This window comes from Micromonospora sp. ATLC16 (assembly GCF_057196645.1).
Window position 1 is genome coordinate 39,944 of the sequence record NZ_JBXUOW010000018.1, and the last position, 15,255, is coordinate 55,198.

The window sequence follows — 15,255 nt, forward strand, 5'->3', positions numbered from 1 at the left end:
GGGCCGTGAGCCAGCCGCCCCCGGCCCGCGGGCCGCGTCCGACGCCGCCGCGACCTCACCCAGAGCCGGCCCCGAACCAGCCGGCGACGCCGTACTCGACCTGCGTGACGTGCACCGCACCCACGGCAGCGGACCGGCGGCGGTACACGCTCTGCGCGGGGTGAGCCTGGCCGTCCGGCCCGGCGAACTGGTCGCCGTGATGGGCCCATCCGGTTCCGGCAAGTCCACCCTGCTCGCCCTGGCCGGCGGACTGGACAGCCCGACCGCCGGTGAGGTGCGCGTCGAGGGGCAGCCGCTGCACGCCCTGGATCGGCGCGGGCTGGCCCGGCTGCGTCGCCGCCGCATCGGGTACATCTTCCAGAACCTGAACCTCATCGGCAGCCTGACCGCGGTGGAGAACGTCGCTCTCCCCCTCGAACTGGACGGCACCGGGGTACGGGCGGCTCGCCGGCTGGCGCTCGACGCGCTGATCGAGGTGGGCCTGTCGGAGTCGGGTGACCGGTTCCCGGACCAGCTCTCCGGTGGTCAGCAGCAACGCGTCGCCATCGCCCGGGCGTTGGTCGGGCAGCGGCGCCTCGTGCTGGCCGACGAACCGACCGGCGCGCTGGACTCGCAGACCGGGGAGGCGGTGCTGCGGTTGCTGCGCCGCCGGGTCGACGCGGGGGCCGCCGGTGTGCTGGTGACCCACGAGGCGCGCCATGCGGCCTGGGCCGACCGGGTGGTGTTCCTGCGCGACGGCGTGACGGTCGACTCGACGGCCCCGCTGACCGGCGTGGAGGCCCTGCTCAGCGGCAGCGGCCGGTGAGCTATCGACCGTCCCGGCCGACCAGCGGTGCACGGCTGGCCGAAACGCTCGGATCGTGGCGGGCCGCGCTGCGCATCGCCCGACGGGAGGCCAGACGGGCCCGCGGGCGTACCGCCCTGGTGCTGGCGATGATCATCCTACCGGTGCTGGCGTTGAGCTTCGTCGCGGTCAGCGTCGACATGGCCCGGCTGACCCCGAGCGAGGAGTTGGACCGTCGGCTCGGCAGCGCCGACGCGGAGCTCCGGGTGGTGGGGCGCGGCCCGGTCGAGCAGAGCCCCGACGGCAGCGGCTGGACCTCGGGAGACCGGGACCAGCCGCTCACCGCCCCGGTCGCCGCGGAGCACTTCGCCGCGCTGCTGCCCGAGGGCAGCCGGGTGCTGCCGCTCCGTCGCTGGGTGCCGTTCAGCGCCTGGCAGGGCAACCGGATCCGCGACGACATCGCCGCCGCCGCGATCGACCTGACCGACCCGCTCGGGCACGGCCTCGCCCGGATCCACCGGGGCCGGGCGCCGGCCACCGCCGACGAGATCGCGGTGAACCTGGCCGCTCGACGCAGCCTCGGTGTCGACCTCGGAGACCAGGTCGCCGCCGCGGACGACAGCCGCACCTGGACGGTCGTCGGCGTGGCCGAACTCCCCGAGCAACTGAACGCGATGGTCATCCTGCACCCCGCCGGGGCACCTCCGGAGACCCACCCCGACGAGGTCTTCCTGGCTGATTTGTCCGTCCCGCTCACCGAGGACGTCTTCCGGCGGCTCAACCACAACGGCGTCGTGGTCGTCGCCCGGGTACCCGCGCCGCACGCAAAGCTGTCCCCGTACGTCGACTCGCGAATGGGCGGAATGACCGTGGATGCGGTCAGCACCGGCGTCCTCGTCGGCGGACTCGGCCTGCTCGAAGTGGTGCTGCTGGTCGGGCCGGCGTTCGCCGTCGGAGTACGCCGTCGGCGACGGGAACTGGCTCTGGTGGCGGTCGCCGGTGGCGACGCGGTGCAGCTGCGCCGGGTGGTGCTCGCCGACGGCGTGGTGCTGGGTGGGGTCGGTGCCGTGACCGGGATCGTGCTCGGCGTGACCGCCGCCATCGCCGGCCGGCCTCTGGTCGAGGAGTTCGTCTTCTCGCAGCGGTTCGGCGGCTACCGCGTCTGGCCCGCGGCCCTGGTCGTGATCGCGCTGGTCGCGGTGCTGGCCGGAATCCTGGCCGCGCTGGCACCGGCGTGGACGGCCGCCCGGCAGGACGTGGTGGCCGGGCTCGCCGGACGGCGCACCCCACCCGTGCACCGACGCCGGTGGCTCGCCATCGGCATCGCGCTGGCCGCCGGCGGAACCGTCGTGGCCGCGAGCGGCGCGGTCCTCACCTCGCAGCCGGTCATCCTCGGCGGGCTGGTCCTGGGCGAGCTGGGTCTGGTGTTCGCCACCCCGACGCTTGTGGGCCTGCTGGCCCGGCTCGGTCGGTTCCTGCCGCTGGCCCCCCGGATCGCGGTCCGCGACGCCAGCCGTAACCGCGCGTCGGCCGCGCCGGCCATCTCCGCCGTGATGGCCGCGGTCGCCGGCAGCGTCGCCCTCGGCCTCTTCCTGGCCAGCGACAACGCCCGCGCCGACCAGCGGAACCAGCCGCTGCTACCGGAACGCACCGTGCTGGTCACCACCAGCGGAGATCCCGCGTCGGACCGCCCGCCCACCCTCGACGAGGTCAGCGGCCCGGCGCGGAAGCTGCTCGGCGCCGGCACCATCGCCCCGCTGGTGGCGGCCGGCTGCGCGCCGGACTTCTACGCCTGCACGATCACCGCCACCATGCCTGCCGAGCGGGTCTGCCCCTGGCAGCCGTACCGGCCACTCACCGCGGCCGACCAGCTGCGGGCCCGCGCCGACCCCCGCTGCCAGCACAGCGACGACCAGCCCCACGGCCCGTACCTGCGGGTCGCCGTGGACGACGGCGCCACGCTGCCGCTGCTCACCGGGGTCGAACCGGCCGAGGTCGAGGCCGCCACCGCCACGCTGCGCTCGGGCGGCGCGGTGGTCACCGACGCCCGCTTCCTGCGCGACGACCGCCTGGATCTCCGGGTCGTGCACGGCGACGAGAAGCGGCCCACAGACACCGCCACCGTCCCCGGACGCGCGCTGCACACCGGATTCGGTCAGCACTGGCTGCTGCTCTCCCCCGCCGCCGCCGACCGACTCAAGATGACGACCTGGCAGGTCGGCTGGGCGTTGGACGCTCAGCAGCCACCGGACCAGCAGCGGCAGGACGAACTCGCCGCCGCCCTTCGTCCGCTCGGCTTCGCGGGGGTCTCGGTGGAGCGCAACCACGACCACGACGACACCCGGCCACTGCTGCTGTTGCTGGCGGCGGTCTCCGCGGTGGTCACCGTCGGCGCCGCTGGCATCGCCACCGGTCTGGCCGCCGCCGAGGGACGGGCCGACCTGTCCACCCTCGCCGCGGTCGGCGCGGGACCAGCCGTACGCCGGCTGCTGTCACTCTGCCAGGCTGGCCTGATCGCGGTGCTCGGCTCGACACTGGGCATCGTCGCCGGACTCGCCTCGGCCCTGATCGTGCTGGCCTTCACCAACCGCCGGTACGCCGACAGTTGGCCGATCGAACCGCCCTACCCGTTGGTGATGCCCTGGCTCACCCTGGGTGTGCTGGTGGCGGTACCGCTGGTGGCGATGTTCGGCGCGGCGCTGTTCACCCGGTCCCGGCTACCGATGGAACGCCGTCTGGACTGACCGGCACCCCACCCCCAGACTGTGCGGATGTCCGTGCTGGAAAGCCTCACCCGCCGGGTCGGCCGGCGCCGCTGGTTCGGCGCCACCATCCGGCTGCTGGTACCCGTCGACCGGGCCGTCGGGCGGCTGACCCGGGGCCGGGTGGTGGCTTTCGGGCTCGTACCGTCGCTGGTGATCACCACGACCGGCCGCAAGTCTGGTCGGCCACGCAGCAACCCGCTGCTCTACTCCCCCGACGGCGACGGTTACGTGGTCGTGGGGTCGAACTGGGGCCAGGCCCACCAGCCGGCGTGGTCGCTGAACCTGCTCGCCGAACCGAGGGCCGAGGTGGACGTCAAGGGGCACCGGATCCCGGTACGCGCCGAGGTGGCCACCGGCGCCGAACGCGACCGGCTGTGGCGGCTGCTGGTCGACGAGTGGCCGGCCTACGAGACGTACGTGGAGCGGGCCGCCGGCCGGGAGATCTGGATCTTCCGCCTGGTGCCCGACGACACCCGACATGCCTGACCCCCCGTCGCGGCTCGACCGAGGGCACCGACACAGGCGTTAGGGTGTGCGTGACCGACAGGTCGCTGTGGGTGGCGCGAACGCGGGGTGGTCGGCGTGGGCGGTGTCCAGGAACACCGGGACGATCCCCGCTGGGACGTGGCCGAGCGGGTCGCCGTCGCCGTCCGGCGGCGGTTCCCGGCCGAGGTGCTCGCGGTCGCGGTGCACGGTCCGCTGGCCCACGGCGACGACGACGGTGGTGGCGACGGTGAGGTCGGGATGCTGGTGGTCACCTACCGGCCCGGCACCGGCCCTCCGGCGGCGACCCGTCGGGTGGACGGCGTACTTGTCGACCTGACCGTCGGGGCCGCCGAGGAGCGGCTGCGCCAGGCCCGGCAGTTGACCAGCCGGTGGCCGCTGACCGCCGACCGCTACGTGACCACGCGGGCTCTGCACGACCCGACCGGATGGCTGGCCACCCTGCGCGACGAGCACCTCGGCCGACTGGCCCGGGCGCGCCCGGCCGAGTTCACCTCGGCCGCCCGCAGGGCGTGGTACCGGGGCAGCGCCGCGCATGCCAGGGCCGCCCGGCTGGCCGAGTGGTACGAGACGGACCAGGCCCTGCTGATGCTCGGCGAGGCCCGGCTCGGCGCAGCCACGGTCAGCGGGCTGCTCAACCGCACCTACTTTCGGGATCCGGGCGACGCGGTACGGCGGACCGGGCTGGCCGGGGCGGACATGACCGAGGTGGGTGCGGTGCTGGCCCGCCAGTCGGCGGAACTCACCGCCCGTGGCCGCCCGGTCGACGGCACCATCGACGACCTGCTCGACGGCTGACTCAGCCGAGGCCGCCCGGCACCCCGATCAGCGCGCCGATCAGGTATGTCGCCACCGCTGCGGCGGCGCCGAGCAGCAGTTGGCGCAGCCCGCCGGACCACCACCGGCGGTTGGTGAACCGGGCGACGACCGCACCGGCGACGAAGAGGCCGAGCCCACCGACGGCCAGGGCCAGAGCCAGGCTGGTCGCCCCGAGCAGGTACGGCAGCAGCGGCACCAGGGCGCCGACGGAGAAGCAGAGGAACGACGAGAGCGCCGCCGTCCACGGGTTCGGTTGCTCGTCCGGGTTGACGCCCAACTCCTCCTGCACGTGCATGCGCAGCGCCTGCTCCGGGTGCCGGCGTACCGCCTCGGCGACCTGGACGGCGAGGCCCTCGGGCAGTCCCCGGGCAACCCACATGTCGGCGAGTTCGCGGGCCTCGGCCTCCGGGTGACGCTCCAACTCCTGGCGTTCCTTGGCCACCTCGGCGGCGATCTGCTCGTTGGCCGACCGCACGCTGGTGTACTCACCGAGCGCCATCGAGATGGCTCCGGCCACCAGGCCGGCGGTGCCGGTGAGCACGATGGTGCGGGGCGAGACCCCACCGCCGCCGACACCGGCGATCAGGGCGATGTTGGTGACCAGGCCGTCCATCGCCCCGAACACGGCCGGGCGCAGCCAGCCGCCGGACACGTCGGCGTGATGGTGCTCACGCAGCGCCGCAGGGGTCTCGGTCACGGCAGCGTCAGGATCTCGTGGCCGTCCTCGGTCACCAGCACGGTGTGCTCGAACTGGGCGGTCCACTTCCGGTCCTTGGTGACCACCGTCCAGCCGTCGTCCCACAGGTCGTACTGGTAGGTGCCGAGAGTGATCATCGGCTCGATGGTGAAGGTCATTCCGGGCTCCATCACGTCGGTGGGGCGCGGGCTGTCGTAGTGCGGCACGTAGAGCCCGCTGTGGAAGGATTCGCCGATGCCGTGGCCGGTGAAGTCGCGGACCACGCCGTAGCCGAAGCGCTTCGCGTACGACTCGATGACCCGGCCGATCACGTTGATCTGCCGACCCGGTGCGACCGCCCGGATCCCCCGCATCATCGCCGCGTGCGTCCGCTCGACCAGCAGCCGGTTCTCCTCGGCGACCTCGCCGACGCAGAATGTCGCGTCCGTGTCGCCGTGCACCCCACCGATGTACGCGGTGACGTCGACGTTGATGATGTCGCCGTCGACGAGCGCGGTCGAGTCGGGGATGCCGTGGCAGATCACCTCGTTGAGGCTGGTGCAGCAGGACTTCGGAAAGCCCCGGTAGCCCAGGGTCGACGGGTAGGCCCCGTTGTCGACGAGGAAGTCGTGCACCACCCGGTCGATCTCGTCAGTGGTAACGCCGGGCTTGCAGTGCTCGCCCGCCAACTGCACCGCCTGGGCGGCGATCCGCCCCGCCAGACGCATCTTCTCGATGGTCTCCGGTGTCTGCACGTGCGACCCCTGCCAGGGCCGGGGGGCCTTCTTGCCGACGTACTCCGGGCGGGGGATGTGGGCGGGCACCGGCCGCCACGGGGAGAGCGTGCCAGGGGTCAGCGGCGCACGGACGGTCATGACACAAGCCTATCGCCGCCCGCACAGTGACCCCCACCACCGGCCGCTCCGGAGGGTTGTTGCCCTGCCACCAGCACTGTGTCAAGGTGTCTGCGTGGATCAAGGGGGCGCACCTCCCATTTTCTCCGCCAACGCGGAGACCGATGGTGATCACCTGAGCGTGGTGGTGACCGGCGAGGTCGACATGGCGACCGCCGACACCATGCTCCAGACCGTGCTACGCGAACCGGCCGGCCGGGTGACGCTCGACCTGCGGGCGGTCACCTTCTTCGACTCGGCGGCCATCCACGCGGTGGTCCGGCTCGCCGGCCGCTACCCGGACGCGTTGACGGTGCTGCCGTCCCGACAGGTCAGTCGGGTGTTGGAGATCGCCGGTCTGGCGACTCAGCCCTGGCTGCACCCGGCCTGAGCCGCCCGACCGGCGCGCGGCTACTCGCTCAGCTCCCGACGCAGGGTGACCCGTGTCCCCTGCGGCGTGTGCTCGACCGAGAGATCCCCGAGTGCCCGGATCAGCGACAGCCCGCGACCCCGGAAACCCGACCCGGTCGACTCGCGCCACCGCCCGCTGTCCGACACCGTCGCCACCACCGTGCGGTCCTCGACCCGTACCGCAACCTCCACCACCGGCTCCGCCGGGTCGACCGGGTGCTCGATGGCGTTGGCCGCTGCTTCGGAAACCGCCACGGTCAGGTCGAACAGGTCCGTCTCGCCCACCCGGTGCGCGACCAGGAAGTCCTCCAGCCGCTTGCGCAGCAAGCTCAACCGGGTCGGATCGGCGGGCAGCCGCAGCGCGAACCGGTTGAGTTCGACCGCCTCCAGGGCCAGGACCGCGACGTCGTCCCGTCGGGGCCGGCCGGCGACCCGTGCCACCACCGCGTCGATCAGGTCGGCCACGTGCTCACCGGAGCGGGCCGCGTCGGCGCGCAACAGGGCCAGCGATTCGTCGATGCCGACCTGTCGGTCCTCGATCAGGCCGTCGGTGTAGAGCAGCAGCCGGTCGCCGGCCCGCAGCTCGCCGGAGACGGTCTCGTACTGGGTGCCCACGATGGCACCGACCGGCGGCCCGAGCGCCCGGCCGTGCAGGAACGCCACGTCGTCGCCCTGGATCAGCAGGGGCGACGGGTGCCCGGCGCTGGCGTAGCGCAGCCGACCCGTGCGGGGGCTGAACCACAGACAGAAGACCGTCGCGAACGAGCGTGAATCGGTGGACCCCACCAGCCGGTTCAGCCGGGTCAACGACTCACCCGGGTCGAAACCCTCCAGCACGTACGCGCGCAGCGCGTTGCGGAGCTGACCCATCGCCGCTGCCGCCGGCACTCCCTTGCCGACCACGTCACCGATGATCAGCACGAGTTCGTCGTCGTCCCGGGCAACCACGTCGTACCAGTCACCGCCCACCTCGACGTCCGCGCTGCCGGGCAGGTAGCGGCTGGCCACCAAGGCACCGGGCAACTGGGGCAGGGTGCGGGGCAGCAGGCTGTGCTGGAGAGTGGTGGCGATGCGGTGCTCGGTCTCGTAGAGCTGTGCGTTCTCCAAACGTGCTCCGACCAGGCGGGCGAGCTGGGTCAACGCGGCCTCGTCGGCGTCGGCGCTCTCGGCGGCCGGATGCCACACCCGTAGCTCGCCGAGCGGCTGGTCGGCCGCCCCAATCAACGGCAGGACGAAGGACGGTTCGACGCTGCTGGCCCCACCGGCGTCGGCCTCGTAGCGCGCGCCGCCGACGGAGACCACCACCCGGACGGCCTCGGCGAGACTCAACGCATGGCGGGCGGCGACCTGGAGCACGTCGGCGGTGGATCGGGCGGTGTTGACCGCGACCGCCGCGTCCGCGAGGGCACGCAGCCGGCGGATGATCTGGTTACGCAGCTGGCCGAGGGCCATGTTGGCCCGGACCCGGGCAGTCAGCTCCTGCCCGGAGAAGGGCTTGGTGAGATAGTCGTCGGCACCCACCGACAACCCGGCCACCTCCTCGGCGGAACCGGCGCGGGCCGAGAGCAGCACGATCGGCACGTACCGGGTACGCGGATCCGCGCGCAGCGCGGCGACCAGCCCGAAGCCGTCCAGGCGCGGCATCATCACGTCGGTCAGCACCAGGTCGAAGGCCCTCTCGGTGACGAGCCGCAGCGCCTCCACCCCGTCGGCGGCGGTACTCACCTCCCAAATGGGCATGAGCAACCGGGTGACGTGCTCGCGCAGGTCGGGGTTGTCGTCGACGACCAGCACCCGGCCGGCGGGCGCGGTGCTGAGCGGCCGGGATCCCCGCTCCGTCGAGACGTCGGCATCCGGCACGGTCGCGGTGCCGGCCGGCGCCGGGCGGGACGCGGCAGCCACCGGACCGGCGGTCCACTGGACGGTCTCGGCGACGAAGAGCGGGGCCTGCCGCGGCTCGCGCTCGGTGTGATCGACCTCGGCCAACCGGTCGGCCGGCAGGTGCCCGGCACCGAACGGGATGGTGACCACGAAGGTGCTGCCAACGTCGATCTGGCTCGTGGCGCTGACCCGGCCGCCATGCATCTCGACCAGCTCCCGCACCAGGGCCAGGCCGATGCCGGTGCCCTCGTGACTGCGGGAGCGGACTCCCGGCGCCCGGTGGAACCGCTCGAACACGTGCGGCAACTCCCGCGCGTCGATGCCCACCCCGGTGTCGGAGACCTCGAGACGAGCGGTGCCATCGGCCGCGCGGACCCGGATGCTGATCTCTCCTTCGAAGGTGAACTTCAGGGCGTTCGAGATCAGATTGAGAACGATCTTCTCCCACATGTCCGGGTCGACGAAGACCGGCTCCGGCAACGGAGGACAGTCCACCGCCAGCCGCAGCCCGGCGCGCTCGCTCGCGGAACGGAACGTGCTGGCCAACCGGGAGGTGTACCCGGCCAGGTCGGTGGGCTCGTAGTTCGCCACCAGCCGCCCGGACTCCAACCGCGAGAAGTCGAGCACCGTGTTGACCAGCTTCAGCAACCGCAACGCGTTGCGGTGCATGACGGTCAGCCGCTGCGTGTGGTCCTCGCTGAGCGCCGGGTCGGCGAGCAGGTCCTCCAGCGGGCCCAGCACCAGGGTCAGCGGGGTACGGAACTCGTGGCTCACGTTGGCAAAGAAGTTGGTCTTGGCCAGGTCCAGGGCGGCCAGCTCGGCGGCTCGGGCCCGCTCCTGCTCGTACGCCCGCTGTTTGCCGACCGCCCGGCAGATCTGTGCGGCGACCAACTCGCAGAACGTGCGGTAGTCCTCGGTGAGCGGCAGCCGCCGGGCCACTCCCAGCACCAGCAACCCCGCGGGGTCGTTGGTCGCGCTGATCGGCAGCACCACCGCCTCGTCGGCGGCATCGGGCGGGACCTGGCCGAGTAGATCGGCGACGGCCACCGTCCCTGCGACGCCCGTCGCGGCCACCTCAAGCAGCCGGGTGGGCAGCTCGGCCGGGACGGTCGCGGCGCCACTGGCTCCGGCCAGGCGCAGGTGTCCCTCGCCGTCCCGCAGGTAGAACAGCCCGAGCGGGACGTCGGCTCGATGCCGGTCGAGCACCGCCGCCGCGACCCGGCCGAGTTCGTCGGTGTCGACCGGATCGGCCAGTTCCGAGCCGAGTTCGGCCAACGCCCGCAGCCGGCGTTCGCTGAGCACCCGCCCGGTGGTCTCGCTGCAGATGCAGAGCACCCCGTTGATCGCACCGCTCACGTCGCGGATCGGATCGTACGAGACGTCGAAGTAGACATCCTCCACGAAGCCGTGCCGATCAAGCAGAAAGTGATGGTCCTGGGCCTGGTACGACTCGCCGCTCCGCAGCACCCCGGTCAGCAACGGCTCCAGCACGTCCCAGGTTTCCACCCAGTGCTCCCGGGCAGGCTCGCCCAGCACGGCGGGATGCTTGTCGCCGATGGTGGGCCGGTACGCGTCGTTGTAGAAGGCACGCAGGTCCTCGCTCCAGAACATGGCGATCTGCGCCTTCGAGGCGAGCAGTGTGCTGAGGGCGTTGCCCAGCGAGGTAGGCCAACGCTCCGGTGGACCGAGCGGGTTGGCCGACCAGTCGCGGTCGCGCAACAGGCCGCCCATCTCACCGCCACCCGCGAATGCCGCCGCGAGCAGCGGAGACATTCCGTTCTTCGCTGCGGACGGCTGACTACCGTCCACGCCCCCATGGGCCGAGTTCATGCAGCCTCCCCGGCCGTGTCCACGCCGCTACCGATCACCAAATGCCCTGACCGCCTTCTACCCAGACGGATCAGCAACGTAACGCATTCGGCGGTTGGGACGCTGTTCAGCTCCAGGTGAGCGCCGGTGGCGATCCGACCGAGCAATAATCCTCACCTTGCGCGCATAGGAAGTCACAGAGGGGTGACGTAAGCGCCGGTGATGCCCCCGTCGACCACGAACTGTGCGGCGGTCATGAACGAGGCGTCGTCGCTGGCCAGGAAGGCCACCGCAGCGGCGATCTCGGTCGGTTCACCGAATCGGCCCATCGGCACGTGCACCAGCCGGCGGGCGGCCCGCTCCGGATCGGCCGCGAACAGCTCCCGCAGCAACGGCGTGGCCACCGGCCCCGGGCAGAGGGCGTTGACCCGGATGCCCTCCCGGGCGAACTGCACGCCCAACTCCCGGGTGAGCGCCAACACACCGCCCTTGCTCGCGGTGTACGCGATCTGTGACGTCGCCGCGCCCATCAACGCCACGAAGGAGGCGGTGTTGATGATCGAGCCCCGACCCTGCCGGCGCATGTGCGGGATGACGTGCCTACAACACAGGTAGACGCTCGTCGTGTTCACCCGCAGCACCCGTTCCCAGGCGTCCAGCCCGGTCTCCAGGATGGAGTCGTCGTCCGGCGGGGAGATACCGGCGTTGTTGAACGCCACGTCCACCCGCCCGTACCGCTCGACCACCCCGTCGAAGAGGTCGCGTACCGCCGTCTCGTCGGCCACGTCCGCCGCGACGAAACTCCCACTCACCTCGTCGGCGGCCCGCTGACCGGCCTCGGTGTCCACGTCGACGCAGACCACCCGGGCGCCCTCGGCGGCGAACCGGCGCACGGTGGCCAGCCCGATACCGCTGGCCGCCCCGGTCACCACGGCCACCCGGTCCTGCAACCGTCCCGGCATGCTCACTCCTCCGTGCTGACGAAGACGTTCTTGACGTCGGTGAACGCGTGCAGGGCGTCCGGCCCCAGTTCCCGGCCCAGACCGGAACGCTTCATCCCGCCGAACGGCGTCCAGTACCGCACGGAGGAGTGGGAGTTGACGCTCAGGTTGCCGGCCTCCACGGCCCGGGCCACCCGCAGCGCGCGGCCCACGTCGCGGGTCCAGATCGAGCCGGAGAGACCGTACTCGGTGTCGTTGGCCAGCCGGACGGCGTCGGCCTCGTCGTCGAACGGGAGCACCGAGACGACCGGGCCGAAGATCTCCTCCCGCCAGTGACGGTCGCCGGGCGAGTCGGCGAGCAGCACGGTCGGCGCGTGCCAGTAGCCGGGGCCGTCGGGCCGCGAGCCGATGAATGCCACCCGCGAACCGTCGACGTACCCGGCGACCTGATCCCGCTGCCCGGCCGAGATCAACGGTCCCATCTCGGTGCTCTCGTCGGCCGGGTCACCCACCCGGAAGGCCCGCACCGCCGGTTCGAGCAGTTCGAGGAAACGGTCGTACACCCCGCGCTGCACCAGCAGTCGCGACCGGGCGCAGCAGTCCTGGCCGGCGTTGTCGAAGACGGCGTACGGCGCGCTGGCGGCGGCCCGCTCCAGGTCGGCGTCGGCGAAGATCAGGTTCGCCGACTTGCCGCCCAACTCCAGGGTCAACCGCTTCACCTGACTCGCGCAGCCGGCCATGATCCGGGTGCCGACCTCGGTGGAGCCGGTGAAGCAGATCTTGCGTACGGCGGGGTGGCTGACGAACCGTTCGCCGACCACCTCGCCCCGCCCGGGCAGCACGGTGAACACCCCCTCGGGCAGACCCGCGTGCTCCGCCAACTCGGCCAGCCGCATCGCGGTCAACGGCGTCAGTTCGGCGGGCTTGAGCACCACCGTGTTGCCGGCGGCGAGCGCGGGAGCGAAGCCCCAGGCGGCGATGGGCATGGGGAAGTTCCACGGCACGATCACCCCGACCACGCCGAGTGGTTCGTGGAAGGTGACGTTCAGCCCGCCCGGCACCGGGATCTGCCGCCCGGTGAGCCGTTCCGGCGCCCCCGCGTAGTAGTCCAGCACATCCCGGACGTTGCCCGCTTCCCAGCGGGCGTTGCCGATGGTGTGGCCGGCGTTGGCCACCTCCAACCGCGCCAACTCCTCCAGGTGCTCGTCCACCACCGCCGCGAACCGCCGCAACAACCGCCCCCGGTCCCCGGCGCTGACCTGCCGCCACCGCTGGTACGCCCGCGACGCCCGCCCGATCGCCGCATCCACGTCCCCGACGGAACTCTCGGCCACCTCCCGCAACACCGTGCCTCGCGCCGGATCCCGTACCTCACCCATCCACCCTCACCCCACCCCCTCTTCGCCGATCACCCTTCGCCCACCCACTCTTCGCCCACCCACTCTTCGCCGATCATGCAGTTGTGGCACGGGAGAAAAGCCGCTTACTGCCCCCTTCGGGCGCCACAACTGCATGATCGCGGTGGGGTGGGGTGGGGTGGGGGGGTTGGTGGGGTGGGGTGGGGGGTGGGGTGGGGGGGGTTAGAGGCGTTCGAAGCCACGGGTGAGTTCCCAGTCGGTGACGGCGGCGTCGAAGGCGGCCAGCTCTACGCGGGCCATGTTGGCGTAGTGGGCCACCACCTCCTCGCCGAAGGCGTCGCGGGCCACCGTCGAGCCTTCCCACAGAGTGAGGGCGTCACGGAGGGTGCCCGGGACGCGTTCGGCGCTCGGGTCGTCGTACGCGTTGCCGGTGCACTCCTCAGGCAGGTCCAACTCGTTCTCGATACCGTGCAGCGCGCCCGCCACCAGGGCCGCGATCGCCAGGTACGGATTGACGTCGGCACCGGGCACCCGGTTCTCCACCCGCATCCCCTGACCGTGTCCCACCAACCGCAGCGCGCAGGTGCGGTTGTCGGTGCCCCACCGCAGTGCGGTCGGCGCGAACGAGCCCGGCTGGTATCGCTTGTAGGAGTTGATGTTCGGCGCGAAGAACAGGCTCATCTCCCGCATCGTGGCGAGCAGCCCGGCGAGCACCCGCTGCCCGGTCGGGCTCAGGTGCGCCGGACCGTCGCCCAGCATCGCCGAGCCGCCGGAGGCGTCACGCAACGAGAAGTGGATGTGGCAGGAGTTGCCCTCCCGCTCGTTCGGCTTGGCCATAAACGTGATCGACATGCCCTCCTGGGCGGCGATCTCCTTCGCCCCGTTCTTGTAGATGACGTGATGATCGGCACAGGCGACCGCCTCGTCGTAACGGAAGGCGATCTCGTGCTGGCCGAGGTTGCACTCACCTTTCGCGCTCTCCGGAACCAGCCCCGCGCCGGCCATCTCGGTGCGGATCCGGCGCAGCAGCGGCTCCACCCGGGCGGTACCGAGCAGCGAATAGTCCACGTTGTACTGGTTGGCCGGGGTCAGCTCCCGGTAGCCGCGCTGCCACGCCTGCTCGTACGAGTCACGGAACAGCACGAACTCCAGCTCGGTGCCGGCGTACGCGGTCAGCCCGTGCGCGGCCAGCCGGTCCAACTGCCGGCGCAGGATCTGCCGTGGCGAGGCGATCACCGGACCGGCACCGTCCAACCACTCCAGGTCGGCCAGGAGCAGCGCGGTGCCGGGCTGCCACGGCACCCGGCGCAGGGTGCCGAAGTCCGGCTTCATCGCGAAGTCACCGTAACCGCGTTCCCAGCTCGACATCGCGTACCCGTCGACCGTGTTCATGTCCACGTCGACGGCGAGCAGGTAGTTGCACCCCTCGCTGCCGTGCCCGACAACCTGGTCGAGGAAGTACGGGGCGTGGAACCGTTTGCCCTGCAACCGGCCCTGCATGTCGACCAGGGCCAGCACCACCGTGTCGATCTCGCCCTCGGCGACGACGACCCGCAGTTGTTCCAACGTGAGCGGCGGCTTTCTCATCCGCGAGCCTCCATCACCAAGGTCTACCGGCCGAGCCGATCACCGTCAATAAGACGCTCCGCCCGTACCCCCATCCGATCCCCCGCCAAACCGCCCGGCGTGGCCGCCGAAATCGGCCGACCATCCGCAATTGCGTTGCCGGCGCGGCTCGCGTACCCCATCCTTGGGCCTGTGACCAGGCCCGATCGCGACGGGCCGACCACCGGGCCCTCGGAACGGCCCGGCCGCCGCGGCGGCGCGGGAAAGCGTCACCTCTCTCTCGGGTACGGCGTCGCGCCCTACCCTGACTCCGCCCCGCGCCGCCTCGGTCAGGCCATCACCAGGCCGGCCACCCACAGAGCACCGATCACCAGCCCGGAGAGGAACTCGACAAGCATCGACAGCCCCGCCGCGGCGACCGCCCGTTTGGTCGCCGGCCAGGCGAGTCGGGTGTCACCGAGCCGCAGCCGTTCCATCGCGAAGATCCCGCCGACGAAGCCGATGACCAGCCCTACCACCGGGATGACGAAGAAGCCGATCAACCCGAGCACCGCGCCGGCCAGCAGCGACGTGGTGGGCACCCCGGCCCGCTTGAGGTTCCGCCCGGGCCAGGTGTACTTGACCACGGTGCCGGCCACGGCGACCAGCGTGGCGGCGGCGAGCACCAGCCACCGGCCGGCTCCGGCGTCGCCGAACAGGCTCCACACCAGTACGCCGCCCCAACACAACGGCAGCGCCGGCAGGCCGGGCACCACCACCCCGGCCAACCCGGCGAGGATGGCCAGCGCGGTGACGACCGACACCGCCGTTCCGGTTTCCGTCAGCCCCACGTCGACTCCCCATCCGCT

12 protein-coding genes are annotated in these 15,255 nt (G+C 72.0%); 5 read left to right on the forward strand and 7 right to left on the reverse strand.

The window, feature by feature from the left end:
* Positions 1–100 precede the first annotated feature (100 nt).
* The 4 genes from AC2CHE_RS10485 to AC2CHE_RS10500 all read left to right on the forward strand — a co-directional run bounded on the left by AC2CHE_RS10485 (position 101) and on the right by AC2CHE_RS10500 (position 4,851).
* Positions 101–805, forward strand: a complete 705-nt coding sequence (locus AC2CHE_RS10485) for an ABC transporter ATP-binding protein (protein ID WP_484504747.1) — start codon at positions 101–103, stop codon at positions 803–805.
* Positions 802–3,528: an FtsX-like permease family protein gene (locus tag AC2CHE_RS10490; RefSeq protein ID WP_484504703.1), complete on the forward strand. Its 2,727-nt coding sequence runs from the start codon at positions 802–804 to the stop codon at positions 3,526–3,528. The genes AC2CHE_RS10485 and AC2CHE_RS10490 overlap by 4 nt, the downstream gene beginning before the upstream one ends.
* 27 nt (positions 3,529–3,555) lie before the next feature.
* Entirely contained in the window at positions 3,556–4,035 is a 480-nt protein-coding gene (locus AC2CHE_RS10495) for a nitroreductase family deazaflavin-dependent oxidoreductase (RefSeq protein ID WP_484504704.1), read from the forward strand.
* 96 nt (positions 4,036–4,131) lie between these two features.
* Positions 4,132–4,851 (forward strand): nucleotidyltransferase domain-containing protein, encoded by a 720-nt coding sequence (locus tag AC2CHE_RS10500; protein ID WP_484504705.1) that lies wholly within the window; start codon positions 4,132–4,134, stop codon positions 4,849–4,851.
* Between the two features lies 1 nt (position 4,852).
* Here AC2CHE_RS10500 and AC2CHE_RS10505 read toward each other — a convergent pair whose 3' ends face one another.
* Both AC2CHE_RS10505 and map read right to left on the reverse strand, forming a co-directional pair.
* Positions 4,853–5,569 carry a VIT1/CCC1 transporter family protein gene (locus AC2CHE_RS10505; RefSeq protein WP_484504706.1) on the reverse strand — a complete coding sequence of 239 codons (717 nt, stop codon included), beginning with the start codon at positions 5,567–5,569 and terminating at the stop codon, positions 4,853–4,855.
* Positions 5,566–6,423 carry a type I methionyl aminopeptidase gene (map, locus tag AC2CHE_RS10510; protein WP_484504707.1) on the reverse strand — a complete coding sequence of 286 codons (858 nt, stop codon included), beginning with the start codon at positions 6,421–6,423 and terminating at the stop codon, positions 5,566–5,568. The genes AC2CHE_RS10505 and map overlap by 4 nt, the downstream gene beginning before the upstream one ends.
* A 94-nt stretch (positions 6,424–6,517) precedes the next feature.
* Between map and AC2CHE_RS10515 the strand changes: the two genes are divergently transcribed.
* Entirely contained in the window at positions 6,518–6,832 is a 315-nt protein-coding gene (locus AC2CHE_RS10515) for an STAS domain-containing protein (protein ID WP_484504708.1), read from the forward strand.
* Positions 6,833–6,852: 20 nt separating this feature from the next.
* Here AC2CHE_RS10515 and AC2CHE_RS10520 read toward each other — a convergent pair whose 3' ends face one another.
* The 5 genes from AC2CHE_RS10520 to AC2CHE_RS10540 all read right to left on the reverse strand — a co-directional run bounded on the left by AC2CHE_RS10520 (position 6,853) and on the right by AC2CHE_RS10540 (position 15,237).
* Positions 6,853–10,563 carry a SpoIIE family protein phosphatase gene (locus tag AC2CHE_RS10520; protein WP_484504709.1) on the reverse strand — a complete coding sequence of 1,237 codons (3,711 nt, stop codon included), beginning with the start codon at positions 10,561–10,563 and terminating at the stop codon, positions 6,853–6,855.
* Positions 10,564–10,736: 173 nt separating this feature from the next.
* On the reverse strand, positions 10,737–11,504 hold the full coding sequence (locus AC2CHE_RS10525; RefSeq protein ID WP_484504710.1) for a 3-oxoacyl-ACP reductase: 768 nt from the start codon (positions 11,502–11,504) through the stop codon (positions 10,737–10,739).
* A gap of 2 nt (positions 11,505–11,506) precedes the next feature.
* Positions 11,507–12,862: an aldehyde dehydrogenase family protein gene (locus AC2CHE_RS10530; RefSeq protein ID WP_484504711.1), complete on the reverse strand. Its 1,356-nt coding sequence runs from the start codon at positions 12,860–12,862 to the stop codon at positions 11,507–11,509.
* A 201-nt stretch (positions 12,863–13,063) separates the two neighbouring features.
* On the reverse strand, positions 13,064–14,428 hold the full coding sequence (locus AC2CHE_RS10535; protein WP_484504712.1) for a glutamine synthetase family protein: 1,365 nt from the start codon (positions 14,426–14,428) through the stop codon (positions 13,064–13,066).
* A gap of 308 nt (positions 14,429–14,736) precedes the next feature.
* Entirely contained in the window at positions 14,737–15,237 is a 501-nt protein-coding gene (locus AC2CHE_RS10540) for a DUF456 domain-containing protein (protein WP_484504713.1), read from the reverse strand.
* Positions 15,238–15,255 lie beyond the last annotated feature (18 nt).